General features: G+C 72.4%; 17 protein-coding genes. 8 read left to right on the plus strand and 9 right to left on the minus strand.

Annotated elements, in window-relative coordinates; all coding sequences use genetic code 11:
- Positions 1-9 precede the first annotated feature (9 nt).
- The 6 genes from L0P92_RS03910 to L0P92_RS03935 all read right to left on the minus strand — a co-directional run bounded on the left by L0P92_RS03910 (position 10) and on the right by L0P92_RS03935 (position 5,229).
- Entirely contained in the window at positions 10-1,779 is a 1,770-nt protein-coding gene (locus L0P92_RS03910) for a PP2C family protein-serine/threonine phosphatase (RefSeq protein ID WP_234761039.1), read from the minus strand.
- The gene (locus L0P92_RS03915; protein WP_234761115.1) at positions 1,776-2,849 is read right to left on the minus strand and encodes an ATP-binding SpoIIE family protein phosphatase; all 1,074 of its coding nucleotides are present in this window, start codon (positions 2,847-2,849) and stop codon (positions 1,776-1,778) included. The genes L0P92_RS03910 and L0P92_RS03915 overlap by 4 nt, the downstream gene beginning before the upstream one ends.
- On the minus strand, positions 2,849-3,292 hold the full coding sequence (locus tag L0P92_RS03920) for an anti-sigma regulatory factor (RefSeq protein WP_234761040.1): 444 nt from the start codon (positions 3,290-3,292) through the stop codon (positions 2,849-2,851). Before L0P92_RS03920 ends, L0P92_RS03915 begins: the two co-directional genes overlap by 1 nt.
- Complete coding sequence (locus tag L0P92_RS03925) at positions 3,289-3,717, minus strand: STAS domain-containing protein (RefSeq protein ID WP_234761041.1); 429 nt, start codon at positions 3,715-3,717, stop codon at positions 3,289-3,291. Before L0P92_RS03925 ends, L0P92_RS03920 begins: the two co-directional genes overlap by 4 nt.
- Positions 3,714-4,607 (minus strand): STAS domain-containing protein, encoded by an 894-nt coding sequence (locus L0P92_RS03930; protein ID WP_234761042.1) that lies wholly within the window; start codon positions 4,605-4,607, stop codon positions 3,714-3,716. Before L0P92_RS03930 ends, L0P92_RS03925 begins: the two co-directional genes overlap by 4 nt.
- A gap of 220 nt (positions 4,608-4,827) precedes the next feature.
- Positions 4,828-5,229, minus strand: a complete 402-nt coding sequence (locus L0P92_RS03935) for an STAS domain-containing protein (protein WP_234761043.1) — start codon at positions 5,227-5,229, stop codon at positions 4,828-4,830.
- Between the two features lie 337 nt (positions 5,230-5,566).
- Between L0P92_RS03935 and L0P92_RS03940 the strand changes: the two genes are divergently transcribed.
- Entirely contained in the window at positions 5,567-6,037 is a 471-nt protein-coding gene (locus L0P92_RS03940) for an ATP-binding protein (protein WP_234761044.1), read from the plus strand.
- Positions 6,038-6,087: 50 nt separating this feature from the next.
- On the opposite strand, the gene L0P92_RS03945 is transcribed toward L0P92_RS03940, so the two are convergent.
- The gene (locus L0P92_RS03945) at positions 6,088-6,966 is read right to left on the minus strand and encodes an RNA polymerase sigma factor SigF (protein WP_234761045.1); all 879 of its coding nucleotides are present in this window, start codon (positions 6,964-6,966) and stop codon (positions 6,088-6,090) included.
- 334 nt (positions 6,967-7,300) lie between these two features.
- On the opposite strand from L0P92_RS03945, the gene L0P92_RS03950 reads away from it, so the two are divergent.
- Both L0P92_RS03950 and L0P92_RS03955 read left to right on the plus strand, forming a co-directional pair.
- Positions 7,301-8,122, plus strand: a complete 822-nt coding sequence (locus L0P92_RS03950) for a SigB/SigF/SigG family RNA polymerase sigma factor (protein WP_234761046.1) — start codon at positions 7,301-7,303, stop codon at positions 8,120-8,122.
- A gap of 204 nt (positions 8,123-8,326) precedes the next feature.
- The gene (locus L0P92_RS03955; protein ID WP_234761047.1) at positions 8,327-8,767 is read left to right on the plus strand and encodes an ATP-binding protein; all 441 of its coding nucleotides are present in this window, start codon (positions 8,327-8,329) and stop codon (positions 8,765-8,767) included.
- A 25-nt stretch (positions 8,768-8,792) separates the two neighbouring features.
- Here L0P92_RS03955 and L0P92_RS03960 read toward each other — a convergent pair whose 3' ends face one another.
- Positions 8,793-9,230 (minus strand): ATP-binding protein, encoded by a 438-nt coding sequence (locus L0P92_RS03960; protein WP_234761048.1) that lies wholly within the window; start codon positions 9,228-9,230, stop codon positions 8,793-8,795.
- A 556-nt stretch (positions 9,231-9,786) separates the two neighbouring features.
- On the opposite strand from L0P92_RS03960, the gene L0P92_RS03965 reads away from it, so the two are divergent.
- The 3 genes from L0P92_RS03965 to L0P92_RS03975 are packed head-to-tail and all read left to right on the plus strand — an operon-like array spanning position 9,787 to position 14,255.
- Positions 9,787-11,601, plus strand: a complete 1,815-nt coding sequence (locus tag L0P92_RS03965; RefSeq protein WP_234761050.1) for an ABC transporter ATP-binding protein — start codon at positions 9,787-9,789, stop codon at positions 11,599-11,601.
- Between the two features lie 58 nt (positions 11,602-11,659).
- The gene (locus tag L0P92_RS03970) at positions 11,660-12,340 is read left to right on the plus strand and encodes a class I SAM-dependent DNA methyltransferase (protein ID WP_234761051.1); all 681 of its coding nucleotides are present in this window, start codon (positions 11,660-11,662) and stop codon (positions 12,338-12,340) included.
- A 52-nt stretch (positions 12,341-12,392) separates the two neighbouring features.
- Positions 12,393-14,255: an ATP-binding SpoIIE family protein phosphatase gene (locus tag L0P92_RS03975; protein ID WP_308289613.1), complete on the plus strand. Its 1,863-nt coding sequence runs from the start codon at positions 12,393-12,395 to the stop codon at positions 14,253-14,255.
- A 1-nt stretch (position 14,256) separates the two neighbouring features.
- On the opposite strand, the gene L0P92_RS03980 is transcribed toward L0P92_RS03975, so the two are convergent.
- Complete coding sequence (locus L0P92_RS03980; protein WP_234761052.1) at positions 14,257-15,939, minus strand: tetratricopeptide repeat protein; 1,683 nt, start codon at positions 15,937-15,939, stop codon at positions 14,257-14,259.
- A gap of 280 nt (positions 15,940-16,219) precedes the next feature.
- On the opposite strand from L0P92_RS03980, the gene L0P92_RS03985 reads away from it, so the two are divergent.
- Positions 16,220-18,745, plus strand: a complete 2,526-nt coding sequence (locus tag L0P92_RS03985) for a SpoIIE family protein phosphatase (RefSeq protein WP_234761053.1) — start codon at positions 16,220-16,222, stop codon at positions 18,743-18,745.
- Between the two features lie 165 nt (positions 18,746-18,910).
- Positions 18,911-21,691, plus strand: coding sequence for a SpoIIE family protein phosphatase (locus tag L0P92_RS03990; RefSeq protein ID WP_234761054.1), 2,781 nt, complete (start codon positions 18,911-18,913; stop codon positions 21,689-21,691).
- The last annotated feature ends 69 nt before the right edge of the window (positions 21,692-21,760 follow it).

The raw sequence follows: 21,760 nt of genomic DNA on the forward strand, positions 1-21,760 counted from the left end.
AGCCCGCAGTCAGCCTTGCGGGCCGTCAGGGGCGTACGAGGGAGTTCTCTGCGCCGGTCCGTGGCCGGCGTGCACATGGCACAGCAACAGGCATACGTCGTCGTCGTGTTCGGAGTCGTGCAGCAGCGGGTGCAGGAGCCGGTCGGCCGACGCCTCGAGTTCCTCGGCGAGTTCGGTCGGGCGGAAGCCGCCCAGTTCCTCGGCGAGGCGGTGGATGCCGGGGTCGATTCCCCGGGCGCGGCGTTCCACCAGCCCGTCGGTGTAGAGGGCCAGCGTCGAGCCGGGCGGGAGCGGCACCGTGTGGTCGCCGATCTCCTGGTCCAGCGGGATGCCCAGCATCGCGCCGGGCTTGGCGTCGAGGGTGTGCACATGGCCGTCGGGGGTGCGCAGCACCGGGGGTGGATGGCCGGCGGCGGCCCAGGTGAGGGTGGGGTCGTCGTGGTGGAGGCGCGCGATCACGGCGGTGGCGTAGAGGTCGAGGCGCAGGCGGTGCAGGAAGAGGTGCAGTCGGGTGAGGAGTTCGCCGGGGCTGCTGCCGTCGACGGCGTAGGCGCGCAGGGCGGTGCGCAGTTGGCTCATCATCACCGCGGCGTGCAGCCCGTGTCCGGTGACGTCCCCGACGACGGTGATGAGGCTGCCGTCGGGCTGGGGGAAGGCGTCGTACCAGTCGCCGCCGATGTTCAGGCCCTGGGTGGCCGGCAGATAGCGGGCGGCCAGGGTCAGGCCCGGTGTCGTGGGCAGGTCGGTGAGCAGGGCGCGTTGCAGTGTCTCGGCGATGTCCCGGTTGTGCTCGAAACGTCTGGCGTTGTCCAGGGCGATGCTGGCCCGTCTGGCCAGCTCGATCAGCATGACGGCGTCGTCCGCGTCCCAGCGCTCGTCGGGCGGCGACAGGGTGAGGACGCCCTGCGAGGCCCGACGGGTGAACAAGGGGATGCACAGCAGGGGCCGGCCGGGGTCGACGGCCGAGGGCGGCTGGTCGTCGACGCCGGGCAGGCCGCCGGGGTGGTCGGCGGCGTACTGCGGCCGGCCGCGGCGGGCGGCGAGGACGGCCGCGGCCGGGTGCGGGCCGCCGCGCAGCGCGTCGTCCACGTCGTCGAACAGCCAAACGTCGACGCTGCGCGCGTATCTCGGCACCAGCAGGGCGGGCAGCAGCCGCACGATGGCCTCGTGGTTGAGGGAGGCGGTCAGCGCGGCGCTGGCGTCGGCCAGGAAGGTCAGCCGGCCGCGGGCGTTCTCCGCCTCCTCGCGGGCCTGCTGCTCGGCGTCGAAGAGCTCGCGCTGGGCACGCCCGGCGGCGTCGAGTTCGGCGTGGAGGGCCAGTACGCCCTGGTTGGTCTGGTGGAGTTCCTCGCGGTGGAAGGCGACCAGCCCTTCCTGTTCGGCGAGCCGGTCCAGCAGCAGGGCGGCGTCCTCGTCGGCGCCGAACAGGGCGTCGGCCAGCGTCGCCGGGTCGTCGGCCGCGGGCTCGACGGCGACGGCGACGTCCGCGTCCGCGGCGCAGGGGACCGAGGCGCGCCACGGGGGCTGCCGGTCCTCCGGGCGGCGTTTCGCCAGGGCCACCTCGACGCTGAGGTCGCCGCCGGTGGACGACAGGGTCGTCGCCACGCCGACCCGCCATTCACCGCCCTTGGTGAGGCACTGCCGTAGCTGAGCGGTGAGGGCGGCCACCAGGCGGGTCCGGTCGACGGGCGGCACTCCGCACGCGGCGGCCAGCCGTGCCGTGGCGATACGGGCCCGCGCGGCGTCGGTGAGGGTGCGGACGTACCAGGTGCGGGTCATGACGTGCCGTCCGTGGGCCAGGGGCTCAGGACGGCGACGGCGGTGTCGTCGCGGACCGGCCGGGCGGGGCTGCCGGCGTCCCGCACGATCGTCGCGGCGATCACCGCGGGGTCCAGGGAGGCCGGCGCGTGGGCCGCCGGGCCGGGAGACCAGCGGCTGGGCAGGCCGTCGCTGTGCAGGATCAGAAGGCAGTCGTCCGTCCAGGCGGCCTGCTGCTGCGGCAGGTGGGCGGGGAGATGGGCGCCGACGATGCCGGGCCGGGAGACCAGGCCGTGCCAGCTGTCGCCGCGGCGCATCCGGGCGCCCACATTGCCCACTCCCGCGAACGACAACTGCCCGGCGGGGACGTCGAGTTGGGCCACGGACACCGCCGCTCCCCGCGTGTCGCGCAGGGCGCCGTTCAGGCGCCGCAGCAGGTCCGCGGGCGGCAGGTGGGGGGCGCGGCGCAGTTCCTCCACCGCTGCGGAGGAGGCACGGGCCGCGAGAGGGCCGTGGCCGAGGCCGTCGGCCAGCAGCAGCGTCACACGGTCGGCCGTGCGGACGCAGGCCCAGGCGTCGCCGGAGAACTCCCCGCCCGCGAGGGGGATGTTGACTCCGCCCGACCGCACCGGGAGCGGGGCGGGGCGCGGGCCGTCGATCCCGCCGTGCGGGCGGGCGGCGATCCTGGCCAGGACGATCGTGCCGCGCCCGGGTGCGCTGTGCAGGGCGAAGTCGTCGGCCGTGCGCAGACAGGTGCCGAGGCCGGCGCCGAGCGAGGCGGTGGTCGAGTAGCCGTCGCGCAGGGCCACTGCGGTGTCGGGCATGCCGGGGCCGTGGTCGACGGCCACGATCTGGACCAGGGCGCCGCGCTCGTCGCCGTAGGGCGGGGCGCAGGGGCCGACGAGGTCGAGGAGTATCCGTCCGCCACCGGCGTGCTTGAGCAGATTGGTGGCGAGTTCGGTGGTGACGAGCTCGGCGGCGGCGACCCGGCCCTCGGCCAGCCCGGCGTGCCGGGCCGCGGCACCGGCCGCCACGCGGACGTCGCGCACCCGGGTCGAGTCGTGCACCGGCACCTCCCACACGCGCGGCATCAGGGCGCCTCGCGCGGGCCTGGCGGCCGGGAGATCCATGACGTCACCGTAACGGTGGTGCCGCTGCCGCGGCGAGTGTCGACGGAGAAGTCGTGGACCAGGCGCCGGGCGCCGCCCAGGCCCATCCCCAGCCCCTCACCGGAGGTGTAGCCGTCGCTCATGGCCTGGTCCAGGTCCACGATGCCGGGGCCCTGGTCGCTGAAGACGAGGCGAAGTCCCCGCACCCCGCCGCTGGTGACGGCCGTGCACTCCATCTGGCCCCCGCCGCCGTGGACGAGGGCGTTGCGGGCCAGCTCACTGGCCGCGGTGACGAGTTTGGTCTGCTCCACCAGACCGAACCCGAGTCGGGCGGTCATCTGCCGCACATGCTGCCGCACCCGCACCAGGTCGAGGTCCGAGTGGATCGGCAGGCAGGCGGAGACATCGCCGGTGCTGTGGGTCACGGGCGCTCCCCGCGGGGGCGCCCGTCGCGGGACGGCACCGACACCTCGGCCCCGAGCAGGCGCAGGGCGTCCTCGGTGGTCAGAGCGGTACGCAGACCCGGCAGGGTCAGGCCGAGTTCCACCAGGGTGATGGCCACCGCGGGGCGCATCCCGGCGACCACGGTCTGGGCCGCCAGCAGCCGGGTCATGGCCGCGACGTCACTGAGCACCCGGCCCATGAAGGAGTCGACGACCTCGACACCGGAGAGGTCGATGACCACGCCGCTGACCTCGACCGCGCTGTCGGAGACGGTCTGACCGATGTCCTGCCGGAGCCGTTCCGCCGTGCTGTCGTACAGGTCGCCCTGGAGGGTGACCAGGAGGACCTCGCCGAGCCTGAGGACGGGGACGTGGCCTTCGTGGGGGAAGGCGGCGGGGCCGGTCACTCGGGCTCTCCGGCCGGGGCGGGGACGATGTGGGCGCCCTGCTGCTGAAGGGCGTAGGCCAGGGCGTCCGCGAGGCTCGCCCGGGTGAGCACGGAGCTGAGGTCGATGCCGAGATGGACGATGGTCTGCGCGATGGCGGGCCGGATCCCGGAGACTATGCACTCCGCTCCCATCAGCCGCGCCGCCGCCACGGTCTTCATCAGATGCTGCGCCACCAGGGAGTCGACCGTCGGCACTCCGGTGATGTCCAGGATCGCGATGCGGGCGTGCTGCTCGACGACGGCGTCCAGGAGCGTCTCCATCACCACCTGGCTGCGGGCGCTGTCGAGCGTGCCGATCAGCGGTACGGCGACGATGCCTTCCCACAGTTTGATGACGGGGGTGGCGATTTCCAGCAGTTCGAGTCGCTGGCGGTTGATGAGTTCCTGTCCGGCGCTCATCGCCGTCTCCATCATGACCAGGCGCAGGGTGCCCATGAGTACGGTCAGCGCGGTCGTGCACTCCCGCAGATGCTGGGCGGGTGCCTCGGAGAGCTCGTCGAGCAGCAGGTCGTTGACGGGCGGTCGCAGCGCGTCCATCTCGGCCGAGATCTGGGCGAGGGTCGCGCCGGTACGGGCCCGGGAATGCGCCGTACGCGCCAACTGCTCGCGCACGACGGCGAACCCGTCCGCCTCCGCGTCCTCCAGGCGTCCTGCGGCGGCCACCGCGGCCAGCGCCTCCACCACGGCCCGGCCGGCCTCCACCGCCTCGTCCCGGGAGACGGTGAACACGGTGCGAAAGAGCGCCGCGTCGGCCCAGCGCTGGGCGATCTGCTCCCGACTGCGCCGCAGGAACGTCCCGAGTTCCTCCACCGGGTCGGTCCGCTCTTCTGCTGTTCGCTGCTCCGGCACGTACTTCCCTCCTCATACGGTGTGCGCCGCCCGACGGTACGGGGAGCGCCGGACGGTTCGGTCCGGTCGGTGCGCCTGCCGCGCCCCCGCACCGGTCGAGACGGCCCACGAGCGCGTCGGAGTGGGGTGACGCCGTGGTCGGCCAGGAGGAAGGGGGCGGCCGTCGCCGCGGCCTGCTGGTGCGCCCATGCTCCGGTGGGCTCTCTCCGGGGAGCGGGATTCACCCGTCCGTCGAGGACGAGGGCCGCCCTGGACCCGGCTGGGAGTCCGCGGTGGCGAGCGCTTCCTCGGCGCTCCCCACGATCGGGACGGTGATGCTGACGCCGGTGAGATCCATGATCCGGCGGACGGCGGGCGTCGGGGAGATGACGTACACGCCCCCCGGAATCTCCCGTACCTCCTGATAGGCCCGCAGGACGATGTTCATGCCGGACGAGTCCATGAAGGGGACGCCCGCGATGTCGAGCAGGAAGTGCCGACGGCCGTGGTGGAGCTGGTTGGCGAGGTGGTGCTGCAACTCGGTGGCCGTATCCATGTCCAGGTCGCCCTCGACCGTCAGCAGCACGGCGTCTTCCCGGGGCACTTCCACCTTGATCGACAGGGGATTCCGGGCAACGGACACAAGTACCTCCCACAGGCGTTGACGATCGGGACGGGTGCCCCGACGAACGGATCTGATGCGTCGCGTCCCGCGCGAGCGGTGACCGTCCGTCGACGCGTTCGCCCGCCTACCCCCGAATGTCCGCAGCACACAGGGCTGGTGCGAGCGAGCGGTGCGCGTCGTTCTTCTGGCTGTTTTTGCGTACATGAGACCGATGAACGGTTTGGCGGTCGGCCAAGGGGTCACGCGACCAGAGAGAAACATCACGCGATACGGAGCGAAGGGCCGGGGCTCGGGCGGCCGGACGCGCGGAGTCCCTCCCCTTCCTCGTCGCCTCCGTCCGTCAGGGAGCGAAAGGATGAGTGAGAAGTACCTGACCGGCCCCACCAGCGCCGCGGCGGGCACGGCCCGTCTGCACGGCAGGCCGCGCAGTCCGGCCGAGGCCCGCGGAACCGTACGCCGGCTCCTGTCCGAGCAGGCACGCGCCCACGGCACCGTCTGTACCTCCGAGACGCTCTCGGACGCACTGCTGGTGGCGTCGGAACTGACGACCAACGCCATGCTGCACGGCGGCGGCATCACCGACTTCGACGTCGAGGTCGTCGGCCCGGACCTGTACCTGTCCGTCAGCGACCGGGAACGACGCCACCCGGTCACCCTCGGCCCGACCGACCCTCAGGGCCACCACCGCTGCGGCGGCCGTGGCTGGCCGATCGTCTGTCGCCTCTCCCACACGGTACGGATCGCGGACCTGCCGACCGGCGGCAAGCGTGTCACCGCGGTGATTCCTCTGAGGGGATTGGTGAGGGGTGGGCGAGACGGGACGTAGAGGGCGGGGGCGGGGTGAACCCGCACGTGGTGCCCGTCAAGACGTGCCCGTCAAGCGACCCCGGGCTCCAGCAGTCCGGTGCGCAGTCGCTTGATGATGCGGCTGATCAGGCGCGAGACGTGCATCTGGGAGACGCCGATGCGGTCGGCGATCTGGGCCTGGGTGAGTTCCTCCACGAAGCGCAGATGGATGATCCGGCGCTCGCGTTCGCCCAGTTCGGCGATCAGGGGTGCCAACGAGTGGAAGTCCTCCACGAGTTCCAGCGACGGATCCTCCTCACCGAGGAACGCGGCCAGGACGGACTCGTTGTTCTCGGCGTCGGAGGTCACGGCCGCGTCGAGGGAGGCGGACTGGTAGCAGTTGGCGGCCTTGCGCGCCTCGATGACCTCTTCCTCCGACAGGGACATCAGCTCCGAGAGCTCACGGGTGGTCGGCGTACGGCCCAGCCGGGAGCCGAGTTCCTCCGTCGCCCTGGCCAGCTCCGCACGTGCCTCCTGAAGCCGGCGCGGCACATGGACGGCCCAGCTGGTGTCGCGGAAGAAGCGCTTGATCTCGCCGACGACGTACGGCACCGCGAAGGTGGTGAACTCGACCTCCCGCGACACCTCGAAGCGGTCGATGGCCTTGATCAGCCCGATGGTTCCGACCTGGACGATGTCCTCCAGCGAGTCCCCGCGCGCGCGGAACCGCGAGGCCGCGTACCGCACGAGCGACAGGTTCATCTCGATCAGCGTGTTGCGCACGTACTGGTGGTCCTGCGTGCCCTCTTCCAGCATGACCAGTCGGTCGAAGAACTGACGCGACAGCTCGCGTGCGTCCTGTGGGCTCACCCTCGTCGGATCCTCGATCAGCGGCAGCGCCGCCGCCCCGTCCGTCGTGACCGTCTCCTGTGCCGTGGCCGTTGCCTGCGCCACCGTCACGGCTGCCATGCCGCCCTCCCCATCACCGGAACCACTTGTCCTTCCCCGCGTGCCCGAACTCGCGCGTCTCATGCGCCTTCCGACGCCGTCGTTCGCCGTGAGACGCCACAACGGCTGGTTCCGGCGGGCAGGACACCTCGCCCACCCCTCAACTCGTTTGCCTGCGCGGTCGCGGGGCATGCGGGATCTCGTGCTTCGGACCAGAGGCGCTCCGGTGTGACAGGTGTGACCGATGCAGGGCCTGGGCGTTCCCGCCCGGCCGTCCACCCGAACCGCACCCGCATCCACACCCGCACCGTTTCCACGGAGATTCCCTGAGAACGCCGTTCAGGAGCTGTTCCGCATGCTGGTTGAGACGTCCGCACAAGGTTCCGACCTGTCCGCCCGTCCCCGCGTGTCCGGTGGCCGCGTCCACGACGACGCCCCCGACACCGCCGCCGACTTCGCCCGCCTCGCCGCTCTGCCCGAGGGGCCCGAGCGCGACGCGGTCCGTGACGAACTGGCCAAGGTGTGGCTGCCCATGGCCCACCGCATCGCCGGCCGCTTCCGCAACCGCGGTGAGTCGCTGGAGGATCTGCGTCAGGTCGCGGCACTGGGACTGGTGAAGGCGATAGACCGCTACGAACCCGGCCGAGGCGCCTTCGAGAGCTACGCCGTGCCCACCGTCACCGGCGAGATCAAGCGCCACTTCCGCGACCGGATGTGGGCCCTCAGGGTCCCCCGTCGCGTCCAGGAGCTGCGCAACAAGGTACGGATCGCACGCCGCGACCTCATCGACAAGTCCGGCGGAGCCAATCCGTCGGTCGCCGAGATCGCCGCCCACGCGGGGCTCACCGAGGACGAGGTCGGCACCGGTCTGGAGGCCCTGGAGAGCTTCAGCACCCTGTCCCTCGACGCCGAGATGTCCGCGGGCGAAGGCGGCTTCAGTCTCGCCGACACCATCGGCGGCTGCGACGAGGCGTACGACGTCGTCGTCGACCGGGAGGCGGCGAAGGCGGGTCTGCGGCGCCTGCCCGAGCGTGAGCGCGCCATCTTGTACATGCGCTTCTTCGAGGACATGACGCAGAGCCGCATCGCGGAGCGGCTGGGCATCTCCCAGATGCATGTCTCCCGCCTCATCAGCCGGTGCTGCGCGCGGATCCGGGACGAGGCGACCCACGCATGACCCTGCGGTACCTCCGGCGTCCTTGCGCCCCATGATTCGGCCGCACACGGGTAAGCGCAGCACCAGGGGACCCGGACGGACGACGAGGAACGAAAGGCGACAGCGTGCGAGGAATGGTGAAGTGACAGAAGCCGCAGCCCTCTTGGTGCGCGCCCGCGACGCTCGGCGAGTGACGAGCGTTTCGCGGGCGGCGCACGAGCGACCGTGAAGCCGATCGAGCGCCGTCCGGCCGGGGACCGCCGGACGGTGTGTCCCCGACCGGTCCCGATCACCAGCGCGGCGACGGCACGGAGTTATGTGCGGTCGGTCCTGGAGGAGCACAGGGGTGCTCCGTCCGGCGCGGCGAGTGAGCGAGCCGTCATGGATCTGCTGCTCGTCGTGTCGGAGGCGGTCACCAACGCCATCCGGCACGGCGGCGGCCTCGCGGGGTTCGAGGTGGCCCTGCTGCCGGAAGGGGTGCGGCTGAGCGTGCACGACCACAGCGACACCGTCCCCTCCGCCGCCTACGGACCCGGCACACTCCCTCAGGTCCACGAGGGCAGCGGATACGGGTGGCCGCTGATCATCCGCCTGTCCCGCGAGATCCGCATCGAGCGCCGCCGCGCGGGCGGCAAGACGGTCACCGTGCTGGTGCCGCTGACCTGAGCGCCCGTCCGACGAACACCGTGGATCACCAGGGCAGGAACGCGTGCACGTCCTTGCCGTCCTCCCGCACCACCACGCTCACCTGGTCGCACAGCGTGTGGATCAGATACCAGCCGATGCCGCCGCCGCTGCCGGTGCCGGGGTGGAAGGGGCGCGGTGCGGGCGGGGTGGTGCTCGTGTCGCTGAGCGTCACATGCACACCGTCGAACGCCTTGCGCAGCGTCAGTCCGAACGGCCCCGGCGCGTACTGGATCGCGTTGGCGGCGAGTTCGGTGACCACCAGCACGATGTCGTCCCGGTACTCGGGCGTCTGCGGCGGTGCGGACCGCGCGAGTGTCGTCAGGTACTTCTCCGCGCTGAGGCGGGCTCTCGTCACATCACCGAACCCCCCGTCAAACCTGACCTCGCAGTCCTGTGTCTCTTCGGAAGGCGGTTTGCCGCCTCCCCGCGAATCGGTCGCCATCACACCTTCTCCGGCCCGGCTGCCGTCGGCCGCGGTGACTCGTCCTGGTACTTCCAACGCTGCTGGTTCCCAGGCTGAGCGCGGCTACGCGTGCGGAACGGCAGGAGCGCAAGGGCCCTGACGGAAACGAGAGGCTCCTGGGAGGCCCTCCCGGCTCGAACCCTCAGCGTCGGCTGCCGCCTCTTCGGGCGTTGTTGTACAGGCGTAGCAGGTGCTTCGCGACCGCGCACGGGACCGAGTCCGCATGGCACTGCCGACAGGTCCGCATGTGGTGCTCATAGTCGGTAAGCGCTTGCTGAAGGGCTTCGTGGGCTTCACGGGCTTCAGATGATGACATCGATGTCCTACGGGTTTTACGGCCAGAGTGAGGAGGCGGCCCGGTGGGCGCCGAGGGTGACCGTGACGGGGCACCCGAGGGGGAAGTTGATCATGTTACTGGCGGTACTGGAAAGTCGCGCCCCACGTCTCCACCGGCCCGAAAACCCTTGGACGCCGCGCCCGTCGGCACGGGACACTGCGTACTCGAACCGTAACTCCACGTAACCACAGGGGTGGGATGGGTACGTCCGAACCGCGCAGGGTCCTGCCGGGCAAGCGCTCGGTGCTTCTCGCACTTCGTTACTACGGACGGGAGTTGGCCCGTCTCCGGCGGCTGACCGTGCCGGCGATGCTGTTGTTGGCGGTGGGCAACATCGGGATCAACTACATCGCGCCGCTGATCGTCGCCAAGCTGGTCGGCGGCATCGCGAGCGACAAGGACGTCACCGTCGGCTCGACCCTGCCGTACGTCCTCGGCTTCGTCGGTGTGCTGCTGCTCGCGGAAGCGCTGTGGCGCGTCGCCCTGCACTGTCTGAACCGTCTGGACGCCCTGGGCATCGAGCATCTGTACGTGATCGGGATGGACGAGCTGTTCGCCAAGGACGCCGCGTTCTTCCACGACAACTTCGCCGGCTCGCTCACCAAGCGCGTCCTGAGCTTCGCGTCCCGTTTCGAGCAGTTCGTCGACACGCTGGCCTTCCAGATCGTGGGCAGTTTCGTGCCGTTGGTGTTCGGCGCGGTGGTGCTGTGGCGCTACGAACCGCTCCTGGTCGTAGGCCTCCTGACGATGATCGCGGTGACCGCGCTGTGCGTGGTGCCCCTGATCCGGCGCCGTCAGGCGCTCGTCGACCTGCGGGAGGAGGCCATCGCCCGGGTGTCCGGGCATGTCGCCGACAGCCTGATGAACATGGACACGGTGCGGGCGTTCGCGGCAGAGGAGCGCGAGGCCGCCGAGCACCGCTCCCGCGTCGCGGTATCACGCCGGCTCACGCTGCGGTCGTGGGACTACGGCAATCTGCGCATCGACACGCTGGTCGCGCCGATGTCGGTGCTGACCAACGCGCTGGGCCTGCTGCTCGCGGTCACGCTGGGCGGGGGCGCGCACGGCGTGGAGGCGATCGTGGTCGCGTTCACCTACTACACCAACGCGACGCGGATCATGTTCGAGTTCAACCAGATCTACCGTCGGCTGGAGAGCTCGATGACGGAGGCCGCGCAGTTCACCGAACTGCTGCTGACCCCGCCGACCGTGCTCGATCCGCCGTCCCCGGAGCCGCTGCTGCCCGGTGCGGCCGACGTCCGCTTCGAGAAGGTGACCTTCGCCCACGCGGGCGGCCGGCCGCTGTTCCAGGGCCTTGAGCTGGACGTGCCCGCCGGGGCGAAGATCGGCCTGGTCGGCCGGTCGGGCGGCGGCAAGACCACGCTCACCCGGCTGCTGCTGCGGATGACGGACATCGAGGGCGGGCGGATCCTGGTCGGCGGTCAGGACATCAGCAGACTGCGCCAGGCGGACCTGCGCGGTCTGATGGCGTACGTACCGCAGGACCCGGCGATGTTCCACCGCACCCTGCGGGACAACATCGCCTTCGCCCGGCCGGACGCCACCGACGCCGAGATCCGCCGTGCGGCCGAGGCCGCCCATGTCACGGAGTTCGCCGACGCGCTGCCCGACGGCTTCGACACCATGGTCGGCGAACGCGGCGTCAAGCTGTCCGGCGGTCAGCGCCAGCGGGTCGCCCTCGCCCGGGCGATCCTGCGCGACGCGCCGATCCTGCTGCTCGACGAGGCGACCAGCGCCCTGGACTCCGAGAGCGAGATCCTGGTCCAGGAGGCGCTGTGGCGGCTCATGGACGGGCGTACGGCACTGGTGGTGGCGCACCGGCTGAGCACGGTCGCCGGCATGGACCGGCTCGTCGTCCTCGACCGTGGACAGATCGTCGAGCAGGGCACGCACGACGGACTGCTCGCCCTGGACGGCGCCTACGCCAAGCTGTGGAAGCACCAGTCGGGCGGCTTCCTCGACGACGCCCCGGCACAGGCCGAGCTGCCCTGACCTAGATTCCTGTATGGATCGGAAGAAATGCCTCATAATGCCTCAAAGGAGACGCCTTGTGAGTAAGCCTGCCGACGAGCTCGACCACGGGAACCTACGGCCCGACCGCAAAGGTCAGGCCGAGGCCTTCGACGCCATCGGCGAGCGTTACGACGAGGCCTTTCCGCACAAGGAAGGGCAGGTCGCGGCGGCCGAGTGGATCATCGGGGCGCTGCCGGCCGGATCCCGGGCACTGGACCTGGGATGCGGCACCGGCCTCCCGACCGCGGGCCGGCTGGCGGCGGCCGGCATCGAGGTCGTCGGCGTGGATCTCTCGGACGGGATGGTGGCGCTGGCCCGCCGCAATGTCCCAGGCGGGGTGTTCCACCGGGCGGACATCGCGGATCTGCGGCCCGGCGGGCCCCTGGACCTCGGCCGCTTCGACGCGGTGACCGCCTTCTTCTCCCTGCTCATGCTGCCGCGCGACGAGATCCCCCACGCCCTGCGCACCATCCACCACCTGCTGGTTCCGCAGGGCCTTCTCGCGCTGTCGATGGTCGAGGCCGACGTGGACGACTTCGAGATCCCGTTCCTCGGCAACAGCATCCGGGTCTCCGGCTATCTGCGGGACGAACTGCGCGAGGTCGTGGAGGCGGCGGGCTTCGAGATCGTCGAGGAGTCCTCGTACAGCTACGCTCCGGCGGCCGCCGACATCCAGCCCGAGGTGCAGATCTTCCTGCGGTGCAGGCGGCCCGCCTGACGACTGCCGATCCGCCCGCTCCGACGCGGGCCGCACGGCCGGAAGGACAGGGATGACGAAGCAGCCCGGGGCGGGTGGGCACATCCGGGGACAGGCGCCCGGGGTGCGCGAGCGTGCCGCGCTCGCCTGTCGGCCGCAGCAACCCGGTCCCTCGCCCCGGCCCGCGGAAACCCCTGCTGGATCCCCGCTCGGCGACGGTCCGGCCGGCGCCGAGCCGCAGACCGACAGGCTGCGGTATCTCGACGCGGCGACCCGCCGGATCGCCCGTGGCATGGATCTCGACGAGACCCTCGACGAGCTGTGCCGGGCGGCTGTCCCGGCCTTCGCCGACACGGCGTTCGTCCACCTGTACGCCCCGCTCCCGGTCGGCGACGAGTCCGGCGCCGCCCCCGGAGTGCTGCGCCTGCACACCGTGGACCGCGCCCCGCCCCGGAACACCGCCCGGCCCCGCACCGACCCGCCGCCGGGCGCCCACCCGAGCCGGGCGGCGGACACCGTACGCCCCGCCGCCGACGGACCGCTCGCCGCACTGCTGCGGGAGGGGCGGCCGGTGTCGGGTCACACACCGGGTGCCGCCGCCGCGGCGGCCGAGCTGCTGGGAACGGCGAACGCTCCGGTGGCGGGGCCGCCCGGACGGCGGCTCGTCATCGCCCCGCTGCACGGGCGCAGCCACGTCCTGGGCAGTGTCGTCCTCGTCCGTGGCCCCGGCCGCCCGGACTTCACCGGCGACGACCTGCTCGTCGCCTCCCAGCTCGCCACGCACACCGCGCTCGGGCTCGAGAAGGCGATGCTGTACGAGCGCGAGGCGTCCATCGCGGACGCGTTGCAGCGCACGATGCTCCCGCCGTCCCTCCCGGAGCCGCCCGGCGTGCGACTGGCCAGCCGCTATCTGCCGGCGTCGCGGACCGCGCAGGTCGGCGGCGACTGGTACGACGCGATCCCTCTGCCCGGCAACCGCGTCGCCCTGGTGATCGGCGACGTGATGGGCCACTCCATGACGTCGGCCGCCATCATGGGCCAGCTGCGCACCAGCGTGCAGACCCTGGCCGGGCTCGACCTGCCCCCGGACGAGGTGCTCCACCACCTCGACGAACAGGCGGCCCGGCTGGGCAGCGAGCACACGGCGACCTGCCTGTACGCCATGTACGACCCCGTGCAGCACCGGCTGCTGCTGTCCAACGCCGGCCATCTGCCACCGGTGCTGCTGCGCCCCGACGGCGGCGTGGACGTCCTCGAGGTGCCGCCCGGGGCGCCGATCGGCGTGGGCAGCGGTGGATTCGAGTCCGTGGAGACCCACGCCCCGGCCGGGGCCGCGCTGCTGCTGTACACCGACGGTCTGGTCGAGTCCCGCGACTCCGACGTGCTGACCGGGGTGGAGCGGCTGTGCGCACGGCTGCGCGCGGCCGCCTCCGAAGCGACGCCGCCGGCCCTGGAGACACTGTGCGACGAGGCCCTCGGCACGCTCGGCTCGGGCGGCCGGGACGACGACATCGCGCTGCTCGCCGCCCGCTTCGAGGGCCTGCTGCCGGAGACCGTCGCGTACTGGTACATGGCGCCGCGCCCGCAGACCGCCGGCCAGGCCCGTCGCCTGACCCGCAGGACGCTCGCCCAATGGGGGCTCGACTCGCTCGTGGAGACCACCGAGCTCATGGTCAGCGAGGTGGTGGCCAACGCCGTACGGTTCGCGTCACGGCCGATCACGCTGCGGCTGCTCTGCACGGACGTGCTGCGCTGCGAAGTGGGGGACGACTCCCCGGTGGTGCCCAGGATGCGGCACGCGCGGCTGAGCGACGAGGGCGGCCGGGGGCTGTTCCTGGTCGACCAGCTGTCCCGGAGCTGGGGCGCGACGAGGGTGAGCACGGGCAAGATCGTCTGGTTCGAACAGCCCCTGCCCGGCCCACCCGCGGGCCGGTGAGTCAGCCGGCGCAGCAGTCCCCGTCGGCGGCCACCGCGGCGGTCGTGTCGAGTCGGCAGAAGCACGATGCCTCGATCGGTACGTCCGCGAGTGCGGTGGCCAGACGAAGCTGCTGGGCCAGCATCCGCGCCTCCCCCGTCCGGCCCAGCCGCGTCAGGCATTCGTGCAGGCCGTGCAGGGACCAGACGTTCCCGGGGTGCTGCAACGGGCGCGGGAGGGTGCCGTCGAGTCCCAGGTCGGCCCGGTAGACCGCTTCGGCCTCCGCGACGCGTCCCTGTTCCAGCAGAAGGGCGCCGTAGGCGTGCCGGGTGGGCTGCATCCAGCCCCACGGCTCGTCGTAGGGGAGGTTGTCGTCCAGTTCGATGGAGCGTTCCAGGGCGGCGAAGGCGGCGTCGTGGTTGCCCTTGCGGTACTCCAGTTCGCCGTCGAGCATCGCCGAGGCGATGGCGAGGATGTCGGCGCAGGTGTTGTTGAAGAGCATGCGGGTCTCGGGGACCCGGGCGACGGCCTCGTGGAAGAGCCGGCGTTCGGCCTCCGCCTCGGGGACGCGGTGGGTGGCGGAGAGGGCGACGCCCCGGGCGTAGTGCAGCATCGCCGTCGTCACGCAGTACAGCTCGGGGTCGGCGGGCAGCGGCAGGTCCAGGATGTCGTCCCAGCGGCCGAAGCGGATCAGGACGTGCACCCGCATGGCGACGAACGCCTCCAGCCAGTCGGCCATGGGCGGGCTCGGCACCCGCAGCAGCTCCTCCGGGATGGACGCCTCCAGCTGCGCCGCGGTGTCGAGGGCGACCTGGCTCTGGCCGAGGAACATCGCGCCGTAGATCTTGAAGTGGTAGTTGTGCGAGCGGTACAGGGTGTAGAAGTTCATCGCCCCGGCCCGGGCGTGGTACTTCTCGTCGGCCGCGATGGCCGCGGTGTTGTCGGAGACCACCCTGCGGTAGTCGCCGCACAGCACCTCCAGGTGCGAGGGCATGTGCAGCAGGTGCCCGGCGTCCGGCACCAGGCCGCGCAGCCGGTCGGCGACGGCCAGGGCCGCCTCGGGTGTCGGGGACATCTCCATCAGGTGGATGTACATATGGACCACGCCCATGTGCGCGCGTCCCGCGTCGGTGGCCAGGGCACGGTCGAGGACGGCCTTGGCCTCGGTGGTGCGGGCGCCTTCGGCCGGCGCGCCCGTCCTGAGGTCCCACAGCTGCCAGGGCGTGAGGTTCATCAGGGCGTCGGCGTACAGGGTCGCGACGTCCGGGTCGTCCGGGGCGAGCTCGTAGACCGTGCGCATGCTGTCGGCGTAGGGGGCGTTCCAGACGGAGCAGTCCTCGACGGCCTTCGCCTGCGGGTAGCGGGCGCGCAGTGCGGCGATCAGGGCCTGTTCCACGGGCGTGGCCGTCGCCGCCTTCTCGTGTGCCAGCTCGACGGCCGCGTGCGTGCGGTCGACGGTGCGGACGAGGTCCTGTTCGTCGAAGAACTCCCAGGGTTTGTTGTAGTTCGGGCCGAGGGCGTAGGCGATGCCCCAGTGGGCCATGGCGCAGTCCGGATCGGCCCGTACGGCGGCTTCGAAGCAGGCGACGGCCTCCTCGTGGTGGAAGGCGTAGGTCCAGGTCAGAGCGCGGTCGAACCAGAGCTGTGCCTGGGCGGAGGACGTGGTGACGGCGCGGGTGTGGGTGCCGAGGTCGTAGTACTCCATGGTCGGTCTCCTGCCTGTGCTGCGCCCGGCGGTCAGTTCCCGAGTCTTCCGGAGAGCCTCGGGTCTCGCACCGACAACGGGGCGGGCCGCCGCGCGGTTTCGGGCCGGGGCCGGACGGTGTCGTGGGCGGCGTCGGTCCGCGCCGTCTGGGTACCCGGCTGACCGTGCGGTGGCGGGCCGGTGGGGTGGCGCAGTGGGGCGTCCCAGGTGCGGGCGAGGGTGCTCGTGGCGCATTCTTGCTGTGTCGCGCGCGTGAAGGCGTACGGACGAGGTAGGGCCGATGACTGGGAGCGCCGAGGGCGCAGAGCGCACGCCCGGCAGGCTGGCGGCGCTGCTGATCGATGCCTCGGCGGAGGCGATCAGCGCGGCCGGTGGTCACGTCGGCGGGGTCTATCTGCGCTCCCGCACGCCCGGGCTGCTGCGGCTCGCGGTGCTGGAGGGGCTGCCCGGCCCGCTGTTCCGGCCGTGGTGGCGCGTGCACGTGGACCGGCCGTTCCCCGTGGCGGACGCCTACCGGCTCGGGGTCGAGGTCGTGCTGCCGAACGCCACGGAGGCGATGCGCCGCTATCCGCAGTACGCGGCCGGCCTGCCCTTCCCGTTCGGCTCCCTGTACGCCCCCGTCACGGGCAGGTCCAGCGTCTACGGGGTGCTGACGGCGCTGCGTCCCTCGGCGGCGGACGCCACGGAGCTGCTGCCGGTGCGCGAGCGCATGGCGCGGCTCGCCGAGGAGCTGGGCACGGCCCTGCAGAAGCTGGAGGACCAGGACCCCACGGCGGTGGCCTGGGAGGGCGGGCCGCTGTGTGTCCGGCCGCCCGCCAGCCGCCCGCCCTCCGGGCACCTCGGTCGGTTCGCCTGGGATCCGGTGACCGGCCTCCTGACGGCGGACCAGCGCCTGAACGTCGAGCTGGGTGCGGTCGCGGCGGAGGACCACGGCACGGCGGAGGCGTTCGCGGACGCGGTCGCTCCGGGCGACGCGGAGCGGATCCTGGCGGCGCTGCGGGAAGCGGCCGGTGGCCGTCCGCCCGCCCTGCCGCTGGTCGTGCGCGGCCCCGACGGCGCGCCCCGGCTGGTCGAGGTCTGGGGGCCGTACGACGACTCGGGTCTCCCCCGGGCGGCGACCGTACGGGGTGTCGTCCTGGACCCGGGGCCGGGCACGGTGGCGGACGCGGCGGCCGATCTGCTGCCGGACGGGGTGATGTGCCTGGACCGGCTGGGGACGATCGTCTACGCCAACCCGCACGCGGCCCGGCTGCTGCGCCGGCCGCGTACCGAGCTGCTGGGCCGGCCTCTGTGGGAGGGCGTGCCGTGGCTCAACCAGCCCACTCTGGAGGACCATCTGCGCGGGGCGCTGCTGTCCCCGGACCCGGTGCACTTCCATGTCCGAAGACCGTCCGCCCATGGGCGTGAGCCCGCCGCCCACGCCATCGCGGGCGACTGGCTGGCCCTGTCCGTCTATCCGGGCCCGGACCTGCTGACCTGCACGATCCGGCTGGGCCACCGGGTGGCGGACAGCCCGTCGGACCTGCCGGACGCGCTCGGCGCTCCCGAACCGGCCGGCGCTCCGTCGCTGAGCCCGCTGTACCGGCCCATCGTGCTCGCCATCGCGCTCACCGAGGCGGTCACCGCCCGTCAGGTGTCCGCCGTGGTGATGCGGGAGCTGCTGCCCGCGTTCGGCGGGCGCCGGCTGGCCATCTATCTGCTCCAGGAGCGGCATCTGTACCTGGCCTGGGAGACCGGCTTCCCCAAGGGGTTCCTCGCCCCCTTCGACGGTGTGGGCCTGGACGAGCGGCTGCCGGGGGTCGAGACGCTGACCAGCGGGCGTCCGCTGTTCTTCGACTCGATGCAGCAGCTCGCCGACGCCTACCCGGGGATCGCGCTGGACGCGACGGAGGGGGCGCGCGCCTTCCTGCCGCTGATCGCCTCCGGGCGTCCCGTCGGTTCCTGCATCCTCGGTTTCGACCGGCCGCGCAGCTTCAGCACCGAGGAACGCACGGTGCTCACCGCCATGGCCGGGCTGATCGCCCACGCCATGGAGAAGGCTCAGCGCTACGAGAGCGAGGCCGCGCTGGCCAGGGGACTGCAGCAGGCGCTGCTCCCGCGGCGGCTGTCGCAGCACCCGCTGATGGAGACCGCCGGTCGCTATCTGCCGGGCACCCAGGGCATGGAGGTCGGCGGCGACTGGTACGACGTGGTCGCGGCCGGGGACGGGCTGGCCCTGGTCATCGGCGACGTACAGGGGCACGGGGTGCAGGCGGCGGCCACCATGGGCCAGCTGCGCAGCGCCGTGCGGGCCTTCGCCCTCGGCGACCGGCCGCCCGACGAGGTCATGAGCGGCACCAACCACCTGCTCATCGACCTCGACGCCGGTCTGTTCGCGAGCTGCTGCTACATCCGGCTGGACCCCGCGACCGGCGTCGCCCAGGCCGCCGTGGCCGGGCACCCGCCGCCGCTGCTGCGCCGCCCGGACGGCCGTACGCAGGTCGTCGACCTGCCCGGCGGGGTCGTGCTCGGGGTGGACCCGCAGGCCACGTATCCGGTGGCGGAGCTGCGGATGGAGCCGGGTGCCGTGCTGGCGCTGTACACGGACGGGCTGGTGGAGCGGCCCGGTGTCGACATCGACGACGGCATCAGCGCGCTGCGGGTGGCGTTGGCCAAGGCCGGTGCCCCCGGTGCCCGTCCGGGCGGGCGCACGCTGGCGGGCGTGGCCGACCGGCTCACCGCGACCGCCCGGCACACCGCGGACCGGCCCGACGACATCGCGCTGCTGCTGGCCACGCGCCGCGCCACCGCCCCGCACCGGAAGTGACCCGACATGCGGCCCGCATCCGGCGGTGTAACCCTGTTGCGGGCACGGGAGTTGCCCGGCTGCGGCGCTTCACACCTGTGGCCGACGTGTGGGGGACACGGCAGGCCCTGTCACGTTCTGTTACGTCTCTCGCCTCCGAAGGCCCGGCAGTGTAGACATGGGCACATGGTCCGACTAAGGGGTCGCTCCGGGGCCCGGTCGGCCCGTCGTCCGAGCGGTGTGCGCACAGAGGGTGCGCCCGACCGCGCCCACGCGGTGCCCGCGAGAGGGCTGTCGCGCGCGGCGCAGGCCGAGGGGCGGCGCCAGGGGCGGTTTCCCGGGGTGCGGGCGACACTCGGTGGGCGCAGCGTCGCCGGTCAGGTGTTCGTGCTGCAAGTGGTGATCGTGCTGCTGCTGGTGGTCGCCGCGGTGGTGGCCCTGGTGCTCCAGGTGCGGTACGACACCACGGAGGAGGCCCGCAACCGTTCGGTGGCGGTCGCCGAGTCGTTCGCCAACGCTCCCGGCACCCGGGAGGCGCTGGACAGCCCGGACCCCACGGCGGTGCTGCAGCCGCGGGCCGAGGCGGCGCGCGAGGCGACGGGCGTGGACTTCATCGTCGTCATGAACACCGACGGCATCCGCTACACCCACCCGAAGCCGGACCGGATCGGGAAGAAGTTCGTCGGGAACCTGGAACCGGCTCTTCAGGGCCGGGTCGTGACCGAGCAGATCACCGGGACCATCGGTCCGCTGGTGCAGGCCGTGGTCCCGATCAAGGATCCCGACGGGAAGGTCGTCGGGCTGGTGTCGGCCGGCATCACGACGGCGACGGTGGGCGGTACGGCCGACCGGCAGCTGCCGCTCGTCCTGACCGCCGCCGCGGTCGCGCTCGCCCTGGCCACCGCGGGCACCGCGCTGGTCAGCAGGCGGCTGCTGCGGCAGACCCACGGTCTCGGGCCGGACGAGATGACCCGGATGTACGAGCACCACGACGCCGTTCTGCACGCGGTCCGGGAGGGCGTGATCATCGTCGGCACCGAGGGTCGGCTGCTGCTCGCCAACGACGAGGCGCACCGGCTGCTCGATCTTCCCGACGACGCCGAGGGCCGCCGGGTGCTGCATCTCGGCCTCGCCCCCGACACCGCCGAACTGCTGGACTCCGGCCGGATGGCCACCGACGAGGTGCACCTGGTCAAGGACCGGCTGCTGGCCGTCAACCAGCGCCCCACCACGCTCCGGGGCCGTCCGTCCGGCAGCGTCGCCACCCTGCGCGACTCGACCGAGCTGCGGGCCCTGTCCGGCCGCGCCGAGGAGGCCCGCGAGCGTCTGAACATGCTGTACGACGCCGGTGTGGGCATCGGCACCAGCCTGGACGTCACCCGGACCGCCGAGGAACTGGCGGAGCTCGCGGTGCCCCGGTTCGCGGACTTCGCCACCGTCGACCTGTTCGAGGCCGTGCTGGGCGGCGGGCAGCCGGAGGGCGTGACGCGGCTGCGCCGCACGGCGTGCGGCGGGATACACAAGGACGCGCCGCTGTACCCGGTGGGCGAGGAGATCCGGTTCGTGGACTCCTCGCCGCAGGCCCGCGCGCTCAAGGACGGGCAGGCCGTGATCGAGCCGCGGCTGGCGGACGCTCCGGGCTGGCGTGCCCAGGATCTGGAGCGGTCGGCGCAGGTGGTGGACTTCGGCATCCACTCGCTGGTCGCGGTGCCGCTGCGGGCGGGGTCGCTGGTGCTGGGTGTGGTGAGCTTCTGGCGGTCGCGGAAGGCCGGGCCGTTCGACGCGGACGAGGTGGCGCTCGCCGAGGAGCTGGTCGCCCGGGCCGCGGTGTCGATCGACAACGCCCGCCGGTACACCCGTGAGCACAGCATGGCGGTGACGCTGCAGCGCAGTCTGCTGCCGCGGAGCCTGCCCGAGCAGAACGCGCTCGACATCGCGTACCGGTATCTGCCGGCGCAGGCCGGTGTCGGCGGGGACTGGTTCGACGTGCTGCCGCTGTCCGGCGCCCGGGTCGCGCTGGTCGTCGGCGACGTCGTGGGCCACGGGCTGCACGCGGCGGCCACGATGGGTCGGCTGCGGACGGCGGTGCACAACTTCTCCGCCCTGGACCTGCCGCCCGACGAACTGCTCGCGCTCCTCGACGAACTGGTCGCCCGGATCGACCAGGACGAGACGGAGGAGGAGTCGGACACCGCCCCGGTGACCGGCGCGACCTGTCTGTACGCGGTCTACGACCCGGTGTCCCAGCGGTGCACGATCGCCCGCGCCGGCCATCCGCCGCCGGCCCTGATCCAGCCGGACGGCTCGGTCGACTTCCCGGACGTGCCCGCCGGTCCGCCGCTGGGCCTGGGCGGGCTGCCGTTCGAGACGGCGGAGCTGGAGCTGGCCGAGGACAGCCGACTGGTGCTCTACACGGACGGCCTGGTGGAGGACCGTGGCCGGGACATCGACGAGGGTCTGGAGCTGCTGCGCACCGCGCTGGCCCGGGCCGGCCGGTCACCGGAGGAGACCTGCCGGGCCGTACTGGAGGCCCGGCAGCCCGGCCGGGCGAGCGACGACATCGCGCTGATCGTGGCGCGCACCCGGGCGCTCGGGACGGACCTGGTCGCCGAGTGGCAGGTGCCGTCCGACCCGGCGGCCGTGGGCCAGGTGCGCTCGGCCGTGACCCGGACGCTTCAGGCGTGGGACCTCGAGGAGCTGTCGTTCACCACGGAGCTCATCCTGAGCGAGCTGGTCACCAACGCGATCCGGTACGGCGGTGAGCCGATCCGGGTGCGGATGCTGCGCGACCGCAGTCTGATCTGCGAGGTCTTCGACAGCAGCAGCACCTCGCCGCATCTGCGCTACGCGACCATGACGGACGAGGGCGGGCGCGGACTGTTCCTGGTCGCGCAGCTGGCCGACCGCTGGGGCACGCGCTATCTGCCCGCGGGCAAGGTGATCTGGGCGGAGCAGCCGCTGCCGTAGTCCCGGCGGCTGTTTGTACATAGGTACGAACCTTTGACGCGACCGGTGCCCCTCGCACTCCGCTTCTGG

It is taken from the genome of Streptomyces muensis (assembly GCF_021474425.1).
GTDB lineage: Bacteria > Actinomycetota > Actinomycetes > Streptomycetales > Streptomycetaceae > Streptomyces > Streptomyces muensis.

Excerpts from the sequence above, each read along its gene's own strand:
- L0P92_RS03980 (WP_234761052.1), bottom strand. The coding sequence starts at position 15,939 with ATGGAGTACTACGACCTCGGCACCCACACCCGCGCCGTCACCACGTCC.
- L0P92_RS03915 (WP_234761115.1), bottom strand. The coding sequence starts at position 2,849 with ATGCCGCGCGTGTGGGAGGTGCCGGTGCACGACTCGACCCGGGTGCGC.
- L0P92_RS03960 (WP_234761048.1), bottom strand. The coding sequence starts at position 9,230 with ATGGCGACCGATTCGCGGGGAGGCGGCAAACCGCCTTCCGAAGAGACA.
- L0P92_RS03975 (WP_308289613.1), top strand. The coding sequence starts at position 12,393 with ATGACGAAGCAGCCCGGGGCGGGTGGGCACATCCGGGGACAGGCGCCC.
- L0P92_RS03990 (WP_234761054.1), top strand. The coding sequence starts at position 18,911 with ATGGTCCGACTAAGGGGTCGCTCCGGGGCCCGGTCGGCCCGTCGTCCG.
- L0P92_RS03945 (WP_234761045.1), bottom strand. The coding sequence starts at position 6,966 with ATGGCAGCCGTGACGGTGGCGCAGGCAACGGCCACGGCACAGGAGACG.
- L0P92_RS03985 (WP_234761053.1), top strand. The coding sequence starts at position 16,220 with ATGACTGGGAGCGCCGAGGGCGCAGAGCGCACGCCCGGCAGGCTGGCG.
- L0P92_RS03950 (WP_234761046.1), top strand. The coding sequence starts at position 7,301 with ATGCTGGTTGAGACGTCCGCACAAGGTTCCGACCTGTCCGCCCGTCCC.
- L0P92_RS03965 (WP_234761050.1), top strand. The coding sequence starts at position 9,787 with ATGGGTACGTCCGAACCGCGCAGGGTCCTGCCGGGCAAGCGCTCGGTG.
- L0P92_RS03940 (WP_234761044.1), top strand. The coding sequence starts at position 5,567 with ATGAGTGAGAAGTACCTGACCGGCCCCACCAGCGCCGCGGCGGGCACG.
- L0P92_RS03910 (WP_234761039.1), bottom strand. The coding sequence starts at position 1,779 with ATGACCCGCACCTGGTACGTCCGCACCCTCACCGACGCCGCGCGGGCC.